This window comes from Pseudomonas sp. P108 (assembly GCF_032613195.1).
GTDB lineage: Bacteria > Pseudomonadota > Gammaproteobacteria > Pseudomonadales > Pseudomonadaceae > Aquipseudomonas.
The window spans coordinates 3721913-3741871 of record NZ_CP126691.1; the positions used below are offsets into that span (position 1 = coordinate 3721913).

At 59.9% G+C, this 19959-nt stretch carries 20 protein-coding genes and 1 tRNA gene; 12 read left to right on the forward strand and 9 right to left on the reverse strand.

Annotation, left to right across the window (positions count from 1 at the left end; all coding sequences use genetic code 11):
- Positions 1–139: 139 nt before the first annotated feature.
- Complete coding sequence (locus QOM10_RS16290) at positions 140–1039, reverse strand: transcriptional regulator GcvA (protein WP_316918388.1); 900 nt, start codon at positions 1037–1039, stop codon at positions 140–142.
- A gap of 110 nt (positions 1040–1149) precedes the next feature.
- On the opposite strand from QOM10_RS16290, the gene gstA reads away from it, so the two are divergent.
- From gstA to QOM10_RS16305, 3 genes are all read left to right on the forward strand, one after another.
- Complete coding sequence (gene gstA, locus QOM10_RS16295) at positions 1150–1761, forward strand: glutathione transferase GstA (RefSeq protein WP_316916503.1); 612 nt, start codon at positions 1150–1152, stop codon at positions 1759–1761.
- A gap of 84 nt (positions 1762–1845) precedes the next feature.
- Complete coding sequence (locus QOM10_RS16300) at positions 1846–2226, forward strand: RidA family protein (protein ID WP_150652891.1); 381 nt, start codon at positions 1846–1848, stop codon at positions 2224–2226.
- Positions 2227–2438: 212 nt separating this feature from the next.
- Positions 2439–4427, forward strand: a complete 1989-nt coding sequence (locus QOM10_RS16305) for a peptidase U32 family protein (protein ID WP_160040411.1) — start codon at positions 2439–2441, stop codon at positions 4425–4427.
- A 113-nt stretch (positions 4428–4540) separates the two neighbouring features.
- Here the strand turns inward: QOM10_RS16305 and QOM10_RS16310 are convergent.
- A tRNA-Gln gene (locus tag QOM10_RS16310) sits at positions 4541–4615 on the reverse strand.
- Between the two features lie 318 nt (positions 4616–4933).
- Here QOM10_RS16310 and QOM10_RS16315 point away from each other — a divergent pair.
- Positions 4934–5959 carry an alpha/beta hydrolase gene (locus QOM10_RS16315; RefSeq protein ID WP_316916504.1) on the forward strand — a complete coding sequence of 342 codons (1026 nt, stop codon included), beginning with the start codon at positions 4934–4936 and terminating at the stop codon, positions 5957–5959.
- A gap of 192 nt (positions 5960–6151) precedes the next feature.
- Here QOM10_RS16315 and QOM10_RS16320 read toward each other — a convergent pair whose 3' ends face one another.
- The 4 genes from QOM10_RS16320 to QOM10_RS16335 all read right to left on the reverse strand — a co-directional run bounded on the left by QOM10_RS16320 (position 6152) and on the right by QOM10_RS16335 (position 9487).
- A complete protein-coding gene (locus QOM10_RS16320; RefSeq protein ID WP_194935918.1) occupies positions 6152–6508 on the reverse strand; it encodes a DUF6124 family protein in 357 nt (118 codons plus the stop codon).
- A 119-nt stretch (positions 6509–6627) separates the two neighbouring features.
- Complete coding sequence (locus QOM10_RS16325; protein WP_316916505.1) at positions 6628–6993, reverse strand: DUF6124 family protein; 366 nt, start codon at positions 6991–6993, stop codon at positions 6628–6630.
- 477 nt (positions 6994–7470) lie between these two features.
- A complete protein-coding gene (locus QOM10_RS16330; RefSeq protein WP_150751049.1) occupies positions 7471–8496 on the reverse strand; it encodes a GlxA family transcriptional regulator in 1026 nt (341 codons plus the stop codon).
- 46 nt (positions 8497–8542) lie between these two features.
- Complete coding sequence (locus QOM10_RS16335) at positions 8543–9487, reverse strand: LysR family transcriptional regulator (protein ID WP_316916506.1); 945 nt, start codon at positions 9485–9487, stop codon at positions 8543–8545.
- Positions 9488–9601: 114 nt separating this feature from the next.
- Between QOM10_RS16335 and QOM10_RS16340 the strand changes: the two genes are divergently transcribed.
- From QOM10_RS16340 to QOM10_RS16370, 7 genes are all read left to right on the forward strand, one after another.
- The gene (locus tag QOM10_RS16340) at positions 9602–10000 is read left to right on the forward strand and encodes a RidA family protein (protein ID WP_316916507.1); all 399 of its coding nucleotides are present in this window, start codon (positions 9602–9604) and stop codon (positions 9998–10000) included.
- Positions 10001–10197: 197 nt separating this feature from the next.
- The gene (locus QOM10_RS16345; RefSeq protein ID WP_038368711.1) at positions 10198–11061 is read left to right on the forward strand and encodes a putative selenate ABC transporter substrate-binding protein; all 864 of its coding nucleotides are present in this window, start codon (positions 10198–10200) and stop codon (positions 11059–11061) included.
- Positions 11058–11855, forward strand: a complete 798-nt coding sequence (locus QOM10_RS16350; protein WP_316916508.1) for a phosphonate ABC transporter ATP-binding protein — start codon at positions 11058–11060, stop codon at positions 11853–11855. The genes QOM10_RS16345 and QOM10_RS16350 overlap by 4 nt, the downstream gene beginning before the upstream one ends.
- Positions 11849–12673: an ABC transporter permease gene (locus QOM10_RS16355; RefSeq protein ID WP_316916509.1), complete on the forward strand. Its 825-nt coding sequence runs from the start codon at positions 11849–11851 to the stop codon at positions 12671–12673. The genes QOM10_RS16350 and QOM10_RS16355 overlap by 7 nt, the downstream gene beginning before the upstream one ends.
- Positions 12670–13437 carry a phosphonate ABC transporter, permease protein PhnE gene (gene phnE / locus QOM10_RS16360; RefSeq protein WP_127928212.1) on the forward strand — a complete coding sequence of 256 codons (768 nt, stop codon included), beginning with the start codon at positions 12670–12672 and terminating at the stop codon, positions 13435–13437. Before QOM10_RS16355 ends, phnE begins: the two co-directional genes overlap by 4 nt.
- A gap of 188 nt (positions 13438–13625) precedes the next feature.
- Positions 13626–15305, forward strand: coding sequence for an MFS transporter (locus QOM10_RS16365; RefSeq protein ID WP_150751042.1), 1680 nt, complete (start codon positions 13626–13628; stop codon positions 15303–15305).
- Positions 15306–15423: 118 nt separating this feature from the next.
- Entirely contained in the window at positions 15424–15639 is a 216-nt protein-coding gene (locus QOM10_RS16370; RefSeq protein ID WP_150774739.1) for a hypothetical protein, read from the forward strand.
- 196 nt (positions 15640–15835) lie between these two features.
- Here QOM10_RS16370 and QOM10_RS16375 read toward each other — a convergent pair whose 3' ends face one another.
- The gene (locus QOM10_RS16375; protein ID WP_316918389.1) at positions 15836–16573 is read right to left on the reverse strand and encodes a DUF72 domain-containing protein; all 738 of its coding nucleotides are present in this window, start codon (positions 16571–16573) and stop codon (positions 15836–15838) included.
- A gap of 144 nt (positions 16574–16717) precedes the next feature.
- A complete protein-coding gene (locus QOM10_RS16380; protein WP_316916510.1) occupies positions 16718–18505 on the reverse strand; it encodes a thiamine pyrophosphate-requiring protein in 1788 nt (595 codons plus the stop codon).
- A gap of 185 nt (positions 18506–18690) precedes the next feature.
- On the opposite strand from QOM10_RS16380, the gene QOM10_RS16385 reads away from it, so the two are divergent.
- Complete coding sequence (locus QOM10_RS16385; protein ID WP_316916511.1) at positions 18691–19461, forward strand: APH(3')-II family aminoglycoside O-phosphotransferase; 771 nt, start codon at positions 18691–18693, stop codon at positions 19459–19461.
- Between the two features lie 136 nt (positions 19462–19597).
- Here QOM10_RS16385 and QOM10_RS16390 read toward each other — a convergent pair whose 3' ends face one another.
- Complete coding sequence (locus QOM10_RS16390; RefSeq protein WP_127928222.1) at positions 19598–19873, reverse strand: DUF2798 domain-containing protein; 276 nt, start codon at positions 19871–19873, stop codon at positions 19598–19600.
- Between the last annotated feature and the right edge of the window lie 86 nt (positions 19874–19959).

A 19959-nucleotide genomic window follows, 5' to 3' on the forward strand; every position in this document is an offset into this window, starting at 1 on the left:
ACAGTGGACGATGCATGGTGTTGCCCTCTCGAACGTAGTGGTGTGGTGGCCTCTACTTTGAGCGGGTCATGTAGGGAGGATGTGTCGTAAACCCCGGGTTTATTGTTCACGTGTGTATCCACGGCAGATTGATACACGCTTATACAAAGGTTTCTCTGGCTAGCGGCTGCGCCAACAGCCATGCCCTGAAGGCGACGATTTTCTTCACCTGTGCCGTTTCACGGGGCGTCACCAGATAAAAACCCAATTGATCTTTCAAGCGCAGATCGAAGGGTACGACCAGACGCCCGGCCCGCAGATCGTCTTCGACATAGGTCGAACGGCCGATGCATACGCCTTGCCCGTCAACCGCCGCCTGCACCGCCATCATCGCCAGATCGAAGGTCAACCGTGGTCCCTCGGCCAACTGCAGCGGTTGGCCCGCAGCGCTTAGCCAGGTGCTCCAGTCAGTGGCTGTCACGCCGCTGACTTGCAGCATTGTGTGCCTGGCCAGATCTGCGGGCGTGCTCAGCGTCTTCGCCAATGCGGGGCTGCACACCGGAAAGATTTCATCGGACATCAAAAAGTCGGCCCGCAAGCCCTTCCAGTCACCACGCCCGTAACGAATCGCCGCATCGATAGTGCCCTTGCGAAAATCGACCAGCTCAGTGGACGCACTGATCCGCACATCGATATCGGCAAACGCCTGCTGAAAGGATGGCAGTCGCGGTAGCAACCACTTCGATGCCACGGACACCAGGGTGCTGATGGTCAGTACGCTTTCGTGGCGTCCTTCAAGCAATTGCTCAGTCGAATAGCGCAGCTCCTGAAACGCCGCACGAATACCCGGCAAATAGGCCTGCCCTTCTTCGCTAAGCGCCAACCCCTCGGCGAGTCGCAGAAACAAATGAACACCCAGCTCCGCTTCGAGTCGACGAATCTGGTGGCTGACTGCCGTTTGCGTGACGTTGAGTTCTTCGGCAGCCTTGGTAAAGCTCATGTGCCGGGCAGCGGCTTCAAAGGCTCGCAATCCGTTGAGTGAGGGCAGTGAGACAGTCATGGAGTTGATGGCGCTCATGAGATTTTGTCATACGCTAGCACCGTAAATGACCTTTGCGAAAGCTGCGCGGGTAAACGATTGTGGCGCCTCTCACATTGCCAGGAAGTGCCATGAAACTGTATTTCGCGCCGATGACTTGCTCGCTTTCCCCGCATATTGTGCTGCGGGAACTGGGTTTGCCCTTCGAACTGGTTCGCGTCAACAACCACAGCAAACGCACCGCCGACGGGCGTGACTTTCAAGAGATAAACCCGAAGGGCTATGTCGCCGCGCTGTTACTGGATAACGGTGAGGTACTGACGGAAGGCCCGGCGATCCTGCAGTTTCTGGTCGATCAGGTGCCCGGCAACACACTGGCGCCCGCGCTGGGCACCTGGGAGCGCACGCGTCTGCAGGAGCATCTGAACTTCATCAGCTCGGAGATTCATGGTGGTAGTGCACCGCTGTTCAATGCCGACATCGCGCAATCGGTGAAAGCGATCTTCCGGGACAGGCTGTTCAAGCGCCTGGACTACCTGAACCGGCAACTGGCGAATCAGGACTACCTCACCGGCACATTCGGCATCGCCGATGCCTATCTGTTTACCGTACTGACGTGGTTGCCAGTCTTCCACATCGACATCGCAGCCTGGCCCGCCCTTGCCGCCTATAGTCGTCGCATCGCCGCCCGCCCCTGCGTAATTGCAGCGACGGCGGCGGAAGCAGCGACGCTGCCGGTCTGAACATCATCAGGGCATCGAGCGGGCCATCTCGTCCCTGAAGCTGTAAACTGCCGCGATCTTCACTCTGTCAAACAAGGGATCAGCATGGCCAACCAAGACATCATTTTCACTCCGGACCCGGACGCAGACTCGATCTCTTCGGACGTCACCACGTTCAACGGCATCATGGTCTCCACGCAGATCCCGACCCGCGCCGACGGCAGCCTGGAACTGGGCGATATCACCCTGCAAAGCGAATGCACCCTGCAAGCACTGAAGGTAGCGCTGGAACGTGCCGGCAGCTCGATGGATCGGGTGATGCACTTGACCATTTACCTGACCGACATGGCTGATCGCGCGGCATTCAACGAGGTATACAAGCGCTACTTTGCCAAGCCTTGGCCGGTGCGTGCGGCGGTGGGTGTGGCGTCGCTGGCGGTTGAAGGGATGCGCGTAGAAGTGACTGCGATGGCCGCCAAGGCCTGACTTCTCACCGCCAAACCCTGTGGGGGCGAGCCTGCTCGCGAAGGCTTCAGTTCAGGCACCATTGATGCTGAATGTGATGGCCTCTTCGCGAGCAGGCTCGCTCCCACCGGGGGTTGTGCAGTGTCAGCTGCCATCGGGCAGCACGGGCGTGCCGGGCGCGCGTTTCACGGGTAGAATGCGCGCCTAACCGTGACAGCCTGACTAAAAAAACTATGTCCTTGCCCAAGCATCACCTGGAATTGCTCAGCCCTGCCCGCGATGTCGCCATCGCCCGTGAGGCGATCCTGCACGGCGCCGACGCCGTGTACATCGGCGGCCCGAGCTTCGGCGCGCGCCACAACGCCTGTAACGAAGTCGGCGAAATCGCCGAACTGGTGGAATTCGCCCGCAAGTATCACGCGCGCATCTTCACCACCATCAACACCATCCTGCACGACAACGAACTGGAGCCGGCGCGCAAGCTGATCCATCAGCTGTACGACGCCGGGGTCGACGCGCTGATCGTTCAGGATCTGGGCGTGATGGAGCTGGACATTCCGCCGATCGAGCTGCACGCCTCGACGCAGACCGACATTCGTACGCTGGAGCGGGCGAAGTTCCTCGATCAGGCCGGTTTCTCGCAACTGGTATTGGCCCGTGAGCTGAACCTGCAGGAAATCCGCGCCATCGCCGACGAAACCGACGCTGCCATCGAATTCTTCATTCATGGCGCGTTGTGCGTGGCGTTCTCCGGCCAGTGCAATATTTCACACGCGCAGACCGGGCGCAGCGCCAACCGTGGCGATTGCTCGCAGGCCTGCCGTTTGCCGTACACCCTCAAAGATGAAAAGGGTGGCGTGATCGCCTACGAAAAACACCTGCTGTCGATGAAAGACAACAACCAGAGCGCCAACATCCGCGCCCTGGTTGAAGCCGGTGTGCGTTCGTTCAAGATCGAAGGTCGCTACAAGGACATGGGCTATGTGAAGAACATCACTGCCTATTACCGCCAGCGCCTCGACGACGTGCTCGAAGACCGCCCGGATCTGGCTCGCGCCTCCAGCGGCCGCACTGCGCACTTCTTCCTGCCGGACCCGGAAAAGACTTTCCACCGGGGCAGCACCGACTACTTCGTCACCGATCGCAAGATCGACATCGGCGCCTTCGATTCGCCGACCTTCACCGGTCTGCCAGTCGGCACCGTCGAGAAAGTCGGCAAACGCGATATGCAAGTTGTCACCCAGGAGCCGCTGTCCAACGGCGACGGCTTGAACGTACTGGTGAAGCGCGAAGTGGTCGGTTTCCGCGCCAACATCGCTGAAGCCAAAGGCGAGTTCGAAGAAGACGGCGAGAAGCGCTACCGCTACCGCGTCGAGCCGAACGAAATGCCCGAAGGCCTGTACAAGCTGCGCCCGAATCATCCATTGAATCGCAACCTCGATCACAACTGGCAACAGGCGCTGCAGAAAACCTCTTCGGAGCGTCGCGTGGCCCTGAGCTGGGTCGCACGCCTGCGTGAAGAGCAGCTGGAAGTGACCGCCACCAGTGAAGAAGGCATCAGCGCCAGCGTCACCCTCGCCGGTCCGTTCGGTGTGGCCAACAAGCCTGAGCAAGCGCTGGAACAATTGCGCGATCTGCTCGGCCAGCTCGGCACCACGCAGTACCACGCCACCGACATCAAACTGGATGCGCCACAGGCGTTCTTCATCCCCAACTCGCAGCTCAAATCCCTGCGCCGTGAAGTGATCGAGAACCTGACCGCCGCCCGTGTCGCCGCTCACCCGCGTGGCGGCCGTAAAGCCGAAACCAGCCCGCCGCCGGTGTACCCGGATTCGCACCTGACCTTCCTCGCCAACGTCTACAACCAGAAGGCTCGCGACTTCTACCACCGTCACGGCGTGAAGCTGATCGACGCGGCGTACGAAGCGCACGAAGAGCCAGGCGAAGTGCCGGTGATGATCACCAAGCACTGCCTGCGTTTCTCCTTCAACCTGTGCCCGAAACAGGCGAAAGGCGTGACCGGCGTGCGCACCAAAGTTGCGCCGATGCAGTTGATCCACGGCGATGAAGTGCTGACGCTGAAGTTCGATTGCAAGCCGTGCGAAATGCACATCATCGGCAAGATGAAAGGCCACATCCTCAACCTGCCGCAACCGGGCAGCGTGGTCGGCCATATCAGTCCTGAAGACCTGATGAAAACCATTCCGCGCGCACCGCACTGAGTGGACGGCGTGCGCGGTGCTTCGGCGCCGCGCACACCTTCTTTACCAAGCCTGGCCAAATCGCAGGCATAAAAAAACGCCAACTTCTTGCGAAGTTGGCGTTTTTTCGAATATGGCAGGGGCGGCTGGATTCGAACCAACGCATGGCAGGATCAAAACCTGCTGCCTTACCGCTTGGCGACGCCCCTACTGCTCTTTCCAGCTACTCCGTTAGGTTCGCTGTGAGAACGGGGCGCAATTTACCAAGGTTTTTCCGCTTTGTGAAGCGCGGAATGAAATATTTTTTGTTTTAAAACAGCGACTTATTATTTTGGCCTGAATCAGGTCCAGGCTGAGTCGGTTTATCGCTGTGTATCACACTGTGTACGACCCCCACCGCGACACATCGACTTTCGATAAAGCCGTTCTTCGACACAGGCCAGATACGTCTCCGCGCTCAAATGCACTCAAGGTTTCAGGTGTTCATTCAGAACCCTTGGCCAAAGGCTCGTAAAGGAGACGTCACCATGAAGATGGCACTGCACACCCGCAAAACCGCGTTCGGTTTGTCGATTCTGGCTTTGTCGTTGTTCGCTTTTGGCAGCGCTCAGGCGCAAACCGCTGAACCCGCCGCCGCCAGCTATTCCGCGCCCTCGCCCTTCGGCCCGCTCAAACATGTGAAGGCCGGCGTGCTCGACGTCGCCTACGCCGAAACCGGCCCGGCGAATGGCCCGGTGGTGATCCTGCTGCACGGCTGGCCCTACGACATTCACAGCTACGACGAAGTTGCGCCATTGCTCGCCGCCAAGGGTTATCGGGTGTTGATGCCGTATGCGCGGGGTTATGGCGATACGCAGTTCCTCTCCAAAGACACCCTGCGCAACGGTCAACCGGCGGCGCTGGCCAGTGATGTGATCGACTTCATGGACGCGCTGAAGATCAAGCAAGCGGTGCTCGGCGGTTATGACTGGGGTGCGCGTTCGGCGGACATCGTTTCGGCGCTGTGGCCGGAACGGGTGAAGGCGCTGGTGTCGGTGAGCGGTTATTTGATCGGCAATCAGGCTGCCGGGCAAAACCCGCTGCCGCCCAAGGCTGAGTTGCAGTGGTGGTATCAGTTCTACTTCGCCACCGACCGTGGCCGTGCCGGCTATGAGAAGAACACCCACGACTTCGCCAAGCTGATCTGGCAAACCGCTTCGCCGCAGTGGAAATTCGACGACGCCACGTTCGACCGCAGCGCCAAAGCGCTGCAGAACCCGGATCACGTCGACATCACCGTGTTCAACTATCGCTGGCGTCTGGGCTTGGTCCAAGGCGAAGAGAAGTACGCAGCGCTGGAACAGAAACTCGCCACCGCGCCGTCGATCAGCGTGCCGACCATTACCCTTGAAGGCGACGCCAACGGTGCGCCGCACCCGGCGCCGGAGGATTATGCCAAGCGCTTTACCGGCAAGTATCAGTTCCGTTTGATCAATGGCGGGATTGGCCACAACTTGCCGCAGGAAGATCCGCAGGCGTTTGCCAAGGCTGTGATTGATGCGGATCACCTGTAGAAACTAAAAAGCAGTCAGCCGCAATGGCTGACTGCTTGATTATTTGAGGGTGGGATTAAGGGATGGTCACGTTTTGCAGATGCTTTGCCTGAACGGGCGTCATCGCGAGCAGGCTCACTCCTACAGGGGGAACGCATTTCAAATGTAGGAGTGAGCCTGCTCGCGATGACGCCCGACCAGACACCGGCGCGATCACTCGGTTGGCACAACCAGATCCAACGCTTTGTTCACCGCCAATTCCCCCAACATGACCACTTGCGCAATGCCCAGCAGCGTATGGCGGTTTGCGCCCTCCAGCATTCCGGCAAAATTACCGAGCATGACCGAGGCGGACGCCAGGGAGCCGCAAGCATTCGTCAGCAACGACTCGATGTCTGCTTGCGGGTTGGCCATGAACAGAGCGTTGGGCGTATAGGGTTCGGCCATGATCGCGGCGGGCAACAGGTAATGGTCAAGCGCACGCTCAGCCGCTTCGTGGAGCTTTCTTGAATTGGGCGATGCGTACGGGGACACCAAGTCAGTGACCGGTGGTTCGGGTGGTTGGGACATCAGCTGAAACTCCAGACAAGAACCGCTACAGGTTCTTTGATAGAAGGCGTGAAGCGCCGCGATCGCGGACGCTTCCGTGCAAATGAGGGGGCACGCCCCCTCACCCATCTGCATCGCGACTAGTGCGGTAAGCGCTGGTTATCCAGGACTCGGCCGACCACCAGTTCACTAAGCATGATCACCTGTTGCAGGATCAGCATCTTTTTGCGCTGTGAAGGGTCAATCGAATCGGCGAGTTCGCGGGCCATGTCAGTGGCGGAGGACAAGGTTTCAGTGGCTTCGACGAGCAGGGTTTCGTTATCCACTGTGGGGTCGATGAGGTAGATCTTGCCGGTCTTGCGGGTGGGGATTGAGGTCTTCAGCGCAGAGGGATTGAGGTAGAAGTTGATCGCGCGGTCGGCGGCCTCTTTTATGTTTTGAGGTTCGAGTGCGGCGTCGTAGGGGATCGGATCGGTTTCTGGCGGGTTTGGCGTAATTTTGAACATAGATGACACTCGCTTAGCAAAAAATAAGGAGCCATCACTCACGCTACCAAACGAGGTGGTGACCATTGCGCAGGTTGGTAGACCGGTCTAAGCGAGTAAACCCCGGCGCTCCCGAAGGAGCCCCACGCATGGCCACCATAAAAAACCGAGCCCCGAAAAGAGACTGCATATAGCGGCGCATTACGCTTAGAAAACGGGCTACCAAACCCGATCACTGTTTTGCAGTGACAGGGAAACGATACAGCCCGCCTCAAGGCGCGTAAGCCGGCGGATTCTGGCGTACGCGTAGGCAACGGCGCAAGGTGTTGTAGCCGTTATGGCGTAACAGTGCGTGTAAGTTAAACGTGTGTGGGTGATGGTGTTTAAGAGCCCCTCACCCTAGCCCTCTCCCAGAGGGAGAGGGGACTGACCGAGGTGTTTGGGGGAGGTACGCCGACGTGGGATATTGAGGTGAATTCAGGTGGGTGACGGCTGGTGTTATTTGACCAGCCGTTTTTCTTTGGAGGGTCTGTAGCCGAAATACGAGCTGTAGCATTTGCTGAAATGGCTTGGGGAAACGAAGCCGCACGCTACGAGCACTTCCACTTGTGACAGCTCCGTGTGTTGCAGCAAACGCCGCGCTTCGGTGATGCGCAGTTCCAGGTAATAGCGCTGCGGCGTGGTGCCCAGTTGCTCCTTGAACAAGCGCTCCAACTGGCGACGGGATCGGCCGGCATACACCGCCAGTTGCTCCAGCTCCAGCGGTTCCTCCAGATTGGCATCCATCAGTTTCACCACTTCACGCAGCGGCGCACTGACGCAGAGGTTTTCATCCGGTTTGATTCGCCGGTAGCGCGATTCCTCGAACGCCAGAATGTCTTCGATGCCCTCGACCAAGGCTTTGCCGTGCAAGCTTTTTATCCAGTCGAGTGCCATGTGAAACGCCCCGGACGGACTCGAAGCCGTCAGCCGGTCGCGATCGATCACGTAAGGCTCACTGCTGACGTGGGTGGCTTTGGCGATCTCGGTCAGCGCCGGGCGGTGTTCCGGGTGGATCGCGCAGCGATAGCCGTCGAGCAGCCCGGCCCGGCCGAGAAACCACGAACCGTTCCACAACCCGGCCAGACCGATGCCCCGCTCCGCCGCAGCCTTGAGCAAATGAATGAATTCATCACTTGCGCGCAGTTCGGTGCGATACCCGCCACACACTACCAGCAGATCCAGTTGCTGAAGCGCGGCCAAATCCAGACGTGCATCGGGCCGGATCACCAGCCCAAGATCACTGATGACTTCGCCGTCGCCCAAACCAAACGTGCGCGAAGAAAACAATCCTGGGCGCAGCAGATTAGTAGTGACAACGGTGTCCAGCGCCTGGGTAAAAGCCGGCAGTGAAAAGTGTTCGAGCAGCAGAAAACCGGTGCGGGTCAGGCGCGTGTCATCCGCGCCTTGCTCATTCAGATAGCGGAGGTTTTTCCCCTTCATGCCTCCGCTGAATTGGCGTCGTTCGATCAAGTTCGGGTCCATCGGTCATGTTGTTGTGCGCCGATAGTTGGCTCGAATGGCGTCAGAGTCAATCACCTGTCGTTGACCGCACCCCCAGCCGATCGATCAACGGGTCATGCTGCGCCATCACCTCGACAATCCAGTCGATGAACACTCGCAGTTTCAGGCTGACATGGCGGTTCGGTGGATACGCGATGTAGAGCGGCATCGACTCGAGTTTCCAGTCCTCGAACAGCGGCACCAGTTCGCCGCGCGCCTCGTGTTCGGCAGACATGTATTTGGGCAGCCACAGCACGCCCAGGCCCGCCAGACCTGCCGCGAGGTAGGCATTACCATCATCGACCGCGAGCACGTGACGGCCTTTGATTTGCAGGTTTTCACTGGCGTTGTGCAAGGCATACGGCACCGGTTTGCCGGTGCGTGCCCAGAGGAAACCGACCACCCGATGATGGCTGCCTTCCAGCTCCCGTGGATGCGCAGGGGTGCCCGCCCGCGCCAGGTATTGCGGCGCGGCAAACACGCCCAACTGCAGGTCGGCGACCTTGCGCGCCATCAGCGACAAGTCCATAAGCTCGCCACCGCGCACCACGCAATCAACATTCTCATCAATGATGTCGACGATGCGGTCGCTGACGCCCATGTCGATCTGGATATCCGGATAACGCGCGTTAAACTCAGGCAGGGCCGGCACCAGAATCAACCGCGCCAGCGGGCTCGGCACGTCCACGCGCAGCCGGCCCTTGGGCATCGCCGCAGCGCCGGGCAGGCTGGTTTCGGCGTCGTCCATATCCGCCAGTAACTTGATCACCCGCTCGTAATAAACCGCTCCATCGGCGGTGACGTTGACCTTGCGTGTGGTGCGGTTGAGCAGCTTGACCCGCAGCCGTGCCTCCAACTGCTGAACCAGTTGCGTCACGGTGGTTTTGCTCATGTGCAGGGTTTCGGCGGCTTTGGTGAAACTTCCGGCCTCGACCACCCGGGCGAACGCCTGCATTGCGTCAAATCGGTCCACGATTGAGCCTCTGATTGTTTGGGATTCACAAACAGTGAACGCCAAGCTTGCGCGTTTATCGCCCGTCTGCAAATACCTACAGTGGCTCCATCAACTCACTGATGGAGACACACCATGACCCAGCGCGATGTTGTTTTCCCCCCCGCACGCCGCACCCTCTATGAGCGGCATCGATACTCGCCAGCCATTCGCTCCAACGGTTTTCTGTTTGTCTCGGGACAGGTCGGTAGTACCGAAGACGGCACGCCCGAGCCGGACCTGAAAAACCAGGTGCGTCAGGCTTTCACTAACCTTAATGCAATCCTTGAGGAGGCCGGTGCCAGCTTCGATAACGTGGTTGATGTCACCGTGTTTATCGTTGACCCCCAGTCGAAATTCGAGACGATCTGGGATGTGGTGCTGACCGAGTTCTGGGGCGAGGCGCCGCATCCGACGGTAACGGCTGTTGGTGTGACGTGGCTGTATGGGTTTGATTTCGAGATCAAGGTGATTGCCAGACTGCCCGAATCCTGACAGGCATCAAACCTTTAGGAGCAGCGTGCCGCAGCTCCTGAAGGAACTGGGCGTAAAACCTCGTATAGCTCCAATGCTGGCCTTTGACGCCTCGAATGCGTATAACCTCGCCGTTTCGTCTACCCTGACTTTGCGCCCCGCGTTGATCCCGCAGCGGCGGCCTATCGCCTTTTGACGCTCACGAAACGGAGAATTCCATGCTCAAACGAACACTGGCACTGACCGCCGGCCTGGCCCTGTCCTTTTCTACCTTGATGGTGCAAGCCGCTGACGTTTTGCGCGTCAGCGCGATTCCCGATGAAGCCCCGACCGAGTTGCTGCGCAAGTTCGAGCCGCTGGGTGCTTATCTGGAACAGCAACTGGGCATGAAGGTGCAATTCGTGCCGGTGGCCGATTACCCGGCAGTGGTTGAAGCCTTGGCGACCGATCGCCTCGACATGGCCTGGCTCGGCGGTTTTACCTTTGTGCAGGCGCGTTTGAAGACTGATGCAACGACGCCAGTCATTCCGCTGGTTCAGCGCGAACAGGACGCGCAGTTCACCAGCAAATTCATCACCGCTGACCCGAATGTGAAAAGCCTGGCGGATCTGAAAGGCAAGACCTTCGCCTTCGGTTCGGTATCGTCGACCTCCGGCAGCCTGATGCCGCGTTACTTCATGCTGAAAAACGACAACATCAAGCCTGAGGCGTATTTCAGCCGTGTCGCCTACTCAGGCGCGCACGATGCCACCGTGGCCTGGGTGCAGGCCGGCAAGGTCGACGCCGGTGTACTGAACGCCAGCGTCTGGCAGAAACTGGTCGACGCCGGCAAGGTCGACACCAACAAGGTCAAAGTCTTCGCCACCACGCCGACCTACTTCGATTACAACTGGACCGTGCGCGGCACCCTCGATCCGGCACTGGCGGCGAAGATCAAGAAAGCCTTCCTCGATCTGGACCCGGCCAACCCTGAGCAAAAGAAGATTCTTGATCTGCAAGCCGCCAGCCGTTTTATCGACACCAAGCCTGAGAACTACAAGGGCATCGAGGAAGCCGCCCGCGCTGCCGAACTGCTGAAATGACCCTGAGCCTCAACCAGGGCAGCCTGCGCCACGCCAATGGAGTCGACGCCCTGCGCGGTGTCGACTTGCAGATTGGCGTTGGTGAACAGGTCGCCATCATTGGCCCGTCCGGGGCCGGCAAATCGAGTTTGCTCAACCTGCTGGCCACCGCGTTGCGGCCCAGCAGCGGTGAAATTGAAGTGTTGGGTGAACGCGCCTGGCACTTGTCCGCCCGCCAGCGCCAACGCCTGCGTGCGCGAATCGGTCTGGTGCATCAGGCACCGCCGTTGCCGCCACGTCAGCGCGTGATCACCGCGGTGCTGGCCGGTAAGCTTGGCCAATGGAGTCTGGGCAAAAGTCTTCTGAACCTGTTGCATCCACTGGATGTGGCGGGTGCGCGCGCGGCGTTGGCGCGGCTGGATCTGGGTGACAAGTTGTTCGCGCATTGTCAGCAACTGTCTGGCGGCCAGTTGCAACGCGTCGGGATTGCCCGGGTGTTGTATCAGGCGCCGGAGATTCTGCTGGCTGATGAACCGGTGTCAGCGATGGACCCGGTGATGGCCGGGCACACGCTGTCGATCCTTTCGCGCCACGCTCGCGAACACAACGTCACGCTGGTGGCGAGCCTGCATGCGGTGGATCTGGCGCTGTCGCATTTCCCGCGGATCATTGGTCTGCGCGACGGGCAGATTCTGTTCGACAGCCCGTCCGGGCAAGTCAGCCACGAGATGCTCGATGCGCTGTACGCCAACGAAAAACTGCAATCGCCGACCGCTGCGGTAGCGCCTCTGACTGTGCAGATTCCCCGATGCTGAAAGCCGATTCACGCGATCCGGCGGCGTGGCCGCGATTGATGCTGACGTTGCTGGCGATAGCCTTGCTGTGGCCGGGCGTTCAGCTCAGCGAGCTCAATCTGGGTGTGTTGCTGCCCGACAGCCAGAATGAAATGGGCCGTTTTGTCGCGCAATTCTGGCCACCTGCACACGACCAAGCGTTTCTCCAATTACTGCTCAAAGCCACCCTGCAAACCCTGGCCATCGCCACCGCCGGCATGGCCTTGGCGCTGTTGCTGGCGATACCAGCGGGCCTGATTGCCAGTCGCGCGCTGTCGCTGTCGGCCGCCTCGCGCGGTGGTGTGCCGAGCCGACTGGGGCGTCTGCTGCGCTGGCCGGTTCGCGGTTTGCTGATCTTTTTGCGCAGCGTGCCGGAAATTGTCTGGGCGCTGTTGTTTGTGCGCGCCGTTGGCCTCGGTCCTGCGGCCGGTGTGCTGGCCATCGCGATTACCTACAGCGGCATGCTCGGCAAGGTCTACGCGGAGATTTTCGAATCCACTGATCAGCGTCCGGCACACGCGTTGTTGCAGGCCGGCAGCGGCCGGTTGGCGGCGTTTGCCTACGGCACGTTGCCCAATGTCGCCGGGGAACTGCTCTCCTACACGGTTTATCGCTGGGAATGCGCGATCCGCGCCTCGGTGGTGATGGGGTTTGTCGGCGCCGGCGGTTTGGGTCAGCAGATCGACCTGTCGATCCGCATGTTCGCCGGCGGTGAAGTCGCCAGTATTCTGCTGTGCTTCCTGATTCTGGTGTTGGCCGCCGATCAACTCAGCCGCTTGCTGCGCTGGAGGTTGACATGAATCGTTTGCTCAACCTGCTGCTGATCGCCGGTATTGCGCTGGCGGTGATCGCTTCCTTCGTTTATCTGGGGCTGGATCTTGGCGAACTCGGCAGCGCCACCAGCCTCAAGCAGATGGGCGCGTATGTGCAGCGTTTTCTCAGCCCGGATCTGAGCGCCGATTACCTCAAGGCAATCTTCCACGGTTCGCTGGAAACGTTGGCCATGTCGGCCCTCGGCACCCTGCTCGCCGCGGTGTTCGGCATCGCCCTGGCGCTGCCCGCCGCCGGGCGTTTCGGCTGGCCGCTGCAAAGTGCCTCGCGCTTGCTGCTCAACGCCTTGCGGGCGATTCCGGAACTGGTCTGGGCGGCGCTGATGGTGCTTGCCGCTGGCCTCGGCCCGAACGCCGGCACCCTCGCCCTCGCCCTGCACACCACCGGCGTGCTTGGTCGGTTGTTTGCCGAAGCTCTGGAAAATACGCCGCCGCAACCGGCCGAAGCCATTCGTTTGCAGGGCGGCAATCCGCTCCTTGCCTTCTGTTACGGCACGCTGCCGAACCTTGCGCCGCAACTGCTCGCCTACATTCTGTATCGCTGGGAAAACAACATCCGCATGGCCAGCGTGCTGGGTTTTGTCGGCGCCGGCGGGCTTGGGCAGATGCTCTATGTGAGTCTCAGCCTGTTTCAGGAAGCGCAGGCGAGTACGGTGATTCTGGCAATGCTGGTGCTGGTGTTTGTGGTCGACTGGCTGAGTGCGTGGAGTCGTCAGCGCTGGGTCAAGGCCTGATGCACGGGCCGGCGGGTGGATATCTGGCAAAAGCTGATTATGCTTCAGGAAACCTTGCAGCGATGCGAGGCGGTCAGACTGTGCAAGTTTCACGCGAGAGCAGTTGCGGCATACGCCACAAGGCCAGAGTGCGATAAACGGTAACGGGGGACTCCGGCCTACGACAATAAGCACGACGGAGAACACCCATGCCCACAATCGACACAGCATCCACCGGCAGTCCACCGCGCAGCGGCGGCATCACCAAGGAGGAGCGCAAGGTCATCTTCGCTTCGTCCTTGGGCACGGTTTTCGAGTGGTACGACTTTTACCTCTACGGCTCACTGGCGGCGATCATTGCCAAGCATTTCTTCGCCGGCGTCAACGAAACCACCGCGTTCATCTTTGCTCTGCTCGCCTTTGCCGCCGGCTTCGCGGTGCGGCCGTTCGGGGCGATCGTGTTCGGCCGGCTCGGCGACATGATCGGACGCAAACACACATTCCTCATCACCATCGTCATCATGGGCATCTCGACAGCCATTGTCGGTATATTGCCTGGCTACGCGACCATAGGTGTCGCCGCACCCGTCATCCTGATCACCCTGCGTCTATTGCAAGGCCTGGCGCTCGGTGGCGAGTATGGCGGGGCTGCGACCTACGTGGCCGAACACGCGCCGCGCAACAAACGCGGGTTCTTCACCTCGTGGATTCAAACCACTGCGACGCTTGGCCTGTTCCTTTCGTTGCTGGTGATCCTCGCCTGCCGCACCGCACTGGGCACCGAAGCCTTCGAAGCGTGGGGCTGGCGGATTCCGTTTCTGCTGTCGATCCTGCTGCTGATCGTCTCGGTGTACATTCGCCTGCAACTGAGCGAATCACCGGTGTTCCAGAAGATGAAGGCCGAAGGCAAGGCGTCGAAAGCGCCACTGACCGAGTCCTTCGCGCGCTGGGACAACCTCAAAGTGGTGATCATGTCGCTGCTTGGCGGCACGGCCGGGCAAGCGGTGGTCTGGTACACCGGGCAGTTCTATGCGCTTTTTTTCCTGCTGCAAACGCTGAAGATCGACCCGCAAACCGCCAACCTGCTGATCGCCGGTTCGCTGCTGATCGGCACGCCGTTTTTCGTGATATTCGGCAGCCTCTCCGACCGTATCGGGCGCAAGCCAATCATCATGGCCGGGTGCATGCTGGCCGCGTTGACCTACTTCCCGATCTTTCATGCGCTGACCCAGTACGGCAACCCCGACGTGTTCATCGCCCAGGAGAAGAACCCGGTCAAAGTGATCGCCAATCCCGACCAGTGCTCGTTCCAGTTCGACCCGGTGGGCAAGGCCAAATTCACCAGCTCCTGCGACCTGGCCAAGACCTTGCTGGCAAAACGGGCGATTCCCTATGAGAACGTGATTGCGGAGCCGGGCACCGTCGCGCAAGTGCGCATCGGTGACAAAGTCGTCGAGAGCTTCGAAGGCAGCGCCCTGCCCGCCGCCGACTTCAAGGCTCGCAACGATGCGTTCACCGCGACCCTCGGCACTGCGCTCAAGGAGGCCGGTTATCCGGAGAAAGCCGACCCGGCGAAAACCAACTACCCGATGGTCCTGCTCCTGCTCACCGTGCTGGTGATCTACGTGACCATGGTTTACGGCCCGATCGCGGCGTGGCTGGTCGAGCTGTTCCCGACCCGTATCCGCTACACCTCGATGTCACTGCCGTATCACATCGGCAACGGCTGGTTCGGTGGCTTCCTGCCGACGGTGGCTTTCGCCATGGTTGCCGCGACCGGGGATATCTACTACGGCTTGTGGTACCCGATCGTGATTGCAGTGATGACGGCGGTGCTGGGCACGTTCTTCCTGCCGGAAACCAAGGATCGCGACATTCTCAAGGACTGAAAACCGTCAGCGCGCCCTCTCCATCGCGGGAGGGCGCCATTCGGCACAACCCGGCAAAAATATCGAACGCCTGCCGCACTGCCTGCCTCCAATGTTTACACCACTGGAGGTCACCAATATGAACAGCGACGATAAAACCCCGAACGCCCCGCCCACCGATACGTCCGGCAAACCGGTGAATGTGGTCGAGCGCGATCTTGAAGACCGGGACGATGACACCGAAGCCGTGGATGAAGTCATCACGCCTTCGTCCACAAGGGTGAAGGAACAGGACGCCGAGACGCTGCAGCGCAAGATCGATGAGATCGAACGCAAAGTGGCCGACGGTAATTAGTGGTATTGAAGGCGATCGCAACAGTCTGTTCGATCTCCCCCCTCACCCCAGCCCTCTCCCCGCGGGGAGAGGGGGAAAGGGAGCCGATTTGTGTGCTTTTCAAATCTTGCATTCAGCTCGGTCTTTCAAGTCGGCGTAACTTGCACAAACACCTCGGTCAGTCCCCTCTCCCTCTGGGAGAGGGTTAGGGTGAGGGCTACTTCGCCAAGTTGAGTTTCACGGCCGCGCGAATCTGCGCAAGCGTCAAGGCGTTGCTCAGTGCTGCGCCGCTGGCGGTGTTGTCGAAAATACACCAGGTCGCCGCACCTGCAGCAGCCGCTGACTGCAAGGCTTGTGCGAGGTTTTGCAAGTAAAGTGAATCATAGGCGCTGTGGTAGATGCGCGGTGAACCGTGCAGGCGCCAATATCGGGTTCCTGCCCAGCCACTGGGCGCTGCATTACTGCTGATGCGCGAGGGATCGACGGCCGCTTGGGCGATCTGACAAGTCTTCAACATTGACTCAGCGCTGACCCACGATGCATGCCGTGGCTCAAGCACCACAGGGCCGGAAAACCGCTGACGCAACGTCGTGAAAAAGGCGTAGGCGCTGGCTTCTTCGAACACCAGCGATGGCGGCAATTGCACCAATAAGCAGCCCAGGCGCTCGCCCAACCCGCCGCACTCAGCCAGAAACTTGTCCAGCGTCGCCTCGCAGCCTGCCAGGCGTAATTCATGGGTAATGTGTTTGGGCATTTTCACCGAAAAGCGAAAGGCCTCCGGTACGCCATCGGCCCAGCGCTCATAGGTTTGCCGACGGTGCGGGCGGTAGAACGAACTGTTGATTTCCACGCCGTTGAGGCGCCCGGCGTAGCGCTGCAAGTGCGAGCCTTCCACCGGAAATGCCGGCCAATGCTCACGCCCCAGACTCCAGCCTGCACAGCCAATGAAAATCAAAAACACACCTCCTCACCTGTATGCGCTGATCGTTCCCACGCGCAGCAAATGCAGCCCGTGACGCTCCGCGTCACTGGACGCAGAGCGTCCCTAGAGGCATTCCCACGCAGAGCGTGGGAACGATCAAGCCTGCTCGCTAACCGGTTATTTTTTCCCGGGCAATACCGAGCCGAGCACCTGCTTGGCGGTTTGCATGATCACCCCGGCCTCATCCGGATCGCCCTTGAGCAAGGTCGTGGCGAATTTCTTCGCCTGTTCAAGCTTGATGTGCGGCGGCAAGGGCGGCACGTTCGGGTCAGTCTTGAACTCGATCACCACCGGCACCTCCGAGGCCAGTGCCTTTTCCCAGGCAGCGGCGACGTCTTCTTCGCGATCGACAAAAATACCCTTCAGGCCAATGGAAATGGCAAACAAGTGATACGGCACGTCAGGAATGCTTTGCGAGGCTTCGAACTTTGGATCGCCCTCCATCACCCGCTGCTCCCACGTCACCTGATTGAGGTCCTCGTTGTTGAACACCGCGCAGATCCATTTCGGGCTCGCCCATTGCCGCCAATACTTGGCGACGGTAATCAGCTCGGCCATGTTGTTCATCTGCATCGCACCGTCGCCCACCAGTGCGATCACTGCACGCTCGGGGTAGGCGAATTTGGCGGCAATCGCGTAAGGCACCGCAGCGCCCATGGACGCAAGTCCGCCGGACAATGAGCACTGCATGCCACGGCGGATTTTCAGGTCACGGGCAAACCAATTGGCGCACGAGCCCGAATCGCTGGTGACGATTGCCTCATCGGGCAGGCGCGGCGACAGCTCATACACCACCCTTTGCGGGTTGACCGGATCGGCTTTGGCCATCGCGCGTTTTTCCAGAGTTTTCTCCCAGCTCCCGCGCCAGCCTTCGACCTTCTTGCGCCACTTGTTTGAGGTTTTCTGTTCGAGTAGCGGCAACAACGCCGCTAGGGTTTCCGCCGAGTCGCCGACCAGATTGACTTCCATCGGATAGCGCAGGCTGAGCATGTCGGGCTGCAAATCGATCTGCACGCCACGGGCCTGACCCTCCTTGGGCAAAAACTCCGCGTAGGGAAAGCCCGAACCGATCATCAGCAAGGTGTCGCATTCGTTCATCAGCTTGTAGCTCGGTTCAGTGCCGAGCAGGCCGATGCTGCCGGTAACCCAAGGCAAATCGTCCGGCAGCGCGGCTTTGCCCAACAGCGCTTTGGCGACGCCGGCGCCGAGTTTTTTCGCCACCGCGATGACTTCATCAGTCGCTTGCAATGCCCCGGCGCCAACCAGAATCGCGACCTTTTCGCCCGCGTTCAAAACGTCGGCGGCACGCTGCAGATCGGCGTCATAAGGCAACACTTTGGGTTTCGTATAACCCACACCGGAATGCGCAGTGCCATGGGCGCGTGCCGGGGCTTCGTATTTCAGATCCTGCAAATCGTTGGGCAGAATCAGCGCGGTCACCCGACGCTCGCCCACGGCCGTGCGCACTGCACGGTCGAGCAGATGCCGAACCTGCGAAGGCGCTGACGCTTGTTGCACGAATGCTCCGGCGACATCCTTGAACATCGACACCAGATCAAGCTCTTGCTGATAGTGACTACCGAGCGCCGTGCGCGCCTGCTGGCCGACGATGGCCAGCACCGGCATGTGATCCATGCGCGCATCGTAGAGGCCGGTGATCAGGTGCGAAGCGCCGGGGCCGGAAGTGGCGATGCACACCCCCAACTCACCGGTGAACTTGGCATGCGCCGAGGCCATGAACGCGGCCATTTCTTCATGGCGTGCCTGGATGAATTCGATTTTTCCCTTGGCCCGGCTGAGCGCGCCGAACACGCCGTTGATGCCGTCACCCGGATAGCCAAAAATCCGCGTGACGCCCCATTGGCTGAGCCGCTCAACCAGAAAATCTCCTACGGTCATGGTCATCTTGATCCTCGTCTTTCTCCGCTGCATGAAGCTGTCCCGGCAGAACATCCGCCGGGAGATGTAAGGGTCTGGACAGTCGGCTTGTCGGCGAAGTTTCGATTGATTTCCCTGAACCGATCCTTGTTTGCGCACCAAACCGCCAGAGCGGCACAATGCGCGCTTCGATAATCGCAAGGACAAAAGACATGGATTTCCCCGCAGCATGGCGCAGCCAATTTGCCGGTGCGGCCATTGAACAGCAGACCATTGGCGAGTCGCGCGCTGATGTATGGCGGATTACACCTGCCGGGGCGGCGCCGCAGTTCGTCAAAACCGAACAAGTGATGACTTGGGGCGAGTTGCCCGGTGAAGTGCAACGCTTACGCTGGATGGCGACTCAGGATTTACCGGCGCCGCGTGTGCTCGACACCACCACCGAAGCGCAACACAACTGGCTGTTGATGACCGCCGTGCCAGGTCGGGATCTTGCCAGCAGCGAGCACCTTTCGCCGGAGCAGATCGTCGCGCTCGCGGCGCAGGCATTGCGCACATTGCACGCGGTGGCGATCGACAGTTGCCCGTTCGATCACAGTCTGGAGCAGAAGATCACACGGGCCCGCGAACACCTGCTCGCCGGATTGATCGACGAAGAAGACTTCGACGATTCGCGCATTGGCCAATCCGCCGAAGCCGTGTTCCAGCAGATGCTCGCCGCACGCCCCGAGCACGAAGATCTGGTGGTGACTCATGGCGATGCATGCCTGCCCAACCTGCTCGCCGCCAATGGCCGCTTCAGTGGGTTTGTCGACTGCGGGCGACTCGGCGTCGCTGACCGTTATCAGGATTTGGCGCTGGCCGCCCACAGCATCACGGACAACCTCGGCGCGCAGTGGCTGCCGCTGTTTTTCGAGGTCTATGGTGTGGAACCGGATCAGCAGCGGATCGCCTTTTATCAGTTGCTCGACGAGTTTTTCTGAGGCACCCCACAAAACCTCTCGGTCTGCGGTGAGGCCATTCGCGAGCAGGCTCGCTCCCACAGGGAATCGCGGTCTAAATGTGGGAGCGAGCCTGCTCGCGAAGACGTCAGAACAGTCACTGCTGAGACGGGGCCTTTCAACAATGCGGATGCACCGTCCACGCCACCAGTTTGATCACGATCGGCCGCACGACCAGGATGCACAGAAACGCCACGGGCATCGCCAGCTTGTAGGCGTGCAAGGCATTACTCAGGTAGTCGTTATCAATGCCCGAGTTGGCGGCAGTGATCACCAGCGACATCAGAAAGGCCATGATCGTCGCCATGTACAACGCAAACACATACGGCGTGGCACGCGGCGCCAGCTTGCGCCGACCGATGATCAAGGCTTCGGCGTTGGTTCTTTGATTCATATGGCTTTTCCATCCATTGACAGGGAGACCGCACGTTAGCAAAGCCGACCCAGCGCAACTAGACGCTCAACCGCAGGTACTTTATA

Coding starts and splice junctions, on each gene's coding strand:
- QOM10_RS16370 (WP_150774739.1), top strand. CDS start 15,424: ATGAACAGCGACGATAAAACCCCGAACGCCCCGCCCACCGATACGTCC.
- QOM10_RS16330 (WP_150751049.1), bottom strand. CDS start 8,496: ATGGACCCGAACTTGATCGAACGACGCCAATTCAGCGGAGGCATGAAG.
- QOM10_RS16325 (WP_316916505.1), bottom strand. CDS start 6,993: ATGTTCAAAATTACGCCAAACCCGCCAGAAACCGATCCGATCCCCTAC.
- QOM10_RS16345 (WP_038368711.1), top strand. CDS start 10,198: ATGCTCAAACGAACACTGGCACTGACCGCCGGCCTGGCCCTGTCCTTT.
- QOM10_RS16305 (WP_160040411.1), top strand. CDS start 2,439: ATGTCCTTGCCCAAGCATCACCTGGAATTGCTCAGCCCTGCCCGCGAT.
- QOM10_RS16350 (WP_316916508.1), top strand. CDS start 11,058: ATGACCCTGAGCCTCAACCAGGGCAGCCTGCGCCACGCCAATGGAGTC.
- phnE (WP_127928212.1), top strand. CDS start 12,670: ATGAATCGTTTGCTCAACCTGCTGCTGATCGCCGGTATTGCGCTGGCG.
- QOM10_RS16355 (WP_316916509.1), top strand. CDS start 11,849: ATGCTGAAAGCCGATTCACGCGATCCGGCGGCGTGGCCGCGATTGATG.
- QOM10_RS16380 (WP_316916510.1), bottom strand. CDS start 18,505: ATGACCATGACCGTAGGAGATTTTCTGGTTGAGCGGCTCAGCCAATGG.
- QOM10_RS16340 (WP_316916507.1), top strand. CDS start 9,602: ATGACCCAGCGCGATGTTGTTTTCCCCCCCGCACGCCGCACCCTCTAT.
- QOM10_RS16315 (WP_316916504.1), top strand. CDS start 4,934: ATGAAGATGGCACTGCACACCCGCAAAACCGCGTTCGGTTTGTCGATT.
- QOM10_RS16365 (WP_150751042.1), top strand. CDS start 13,626: ATGCCCACAATCGACACAGCATCCACCGGCAGTCCACCGCGCAGCGGC.
- QOM10_RS16390 (WP_127928222.1), bottom strand. CDS start 19,873: ATGAATCAAAGAACCAACGCCGAAGCCTTGATCATCGGTCGGCGCAAG.
- QOM10_RS16290 (WP_316918388.1), bottom strand. CDS start 1,039: ATGACTGTCTCACTGCCCTCACTCAACGGATTGCGAGCCTTTGAAGCC.
- gstA (WP_316916503.1), top strand. CDS start 1,150: ATGAAACTGTATTTCGCGCCGATGACTTGCTCGCTTTCCCCGCATATT.
- QOM10_RS16320 (WP_194935918.1), bottom strand. CDS start 6,508: ATGTCCCAACCACCCGAACCACCGGTCACTGACTTGGTGTCCCCGTAC.
- QOM10_RS16385 (WP_316916511.1), top strand. CDS start 18,691: ATGGATTTCCCCGCAGCATGGCGCAGCCAATTTGCCGGTGCGGCCATT.
- QOM10_RS16300 (WP_150652891.1), top strand. CDS start 1,846: ATGGCCAACCAAGACATCATTTTCACTCCGGACCCGGACGCAGACTCG.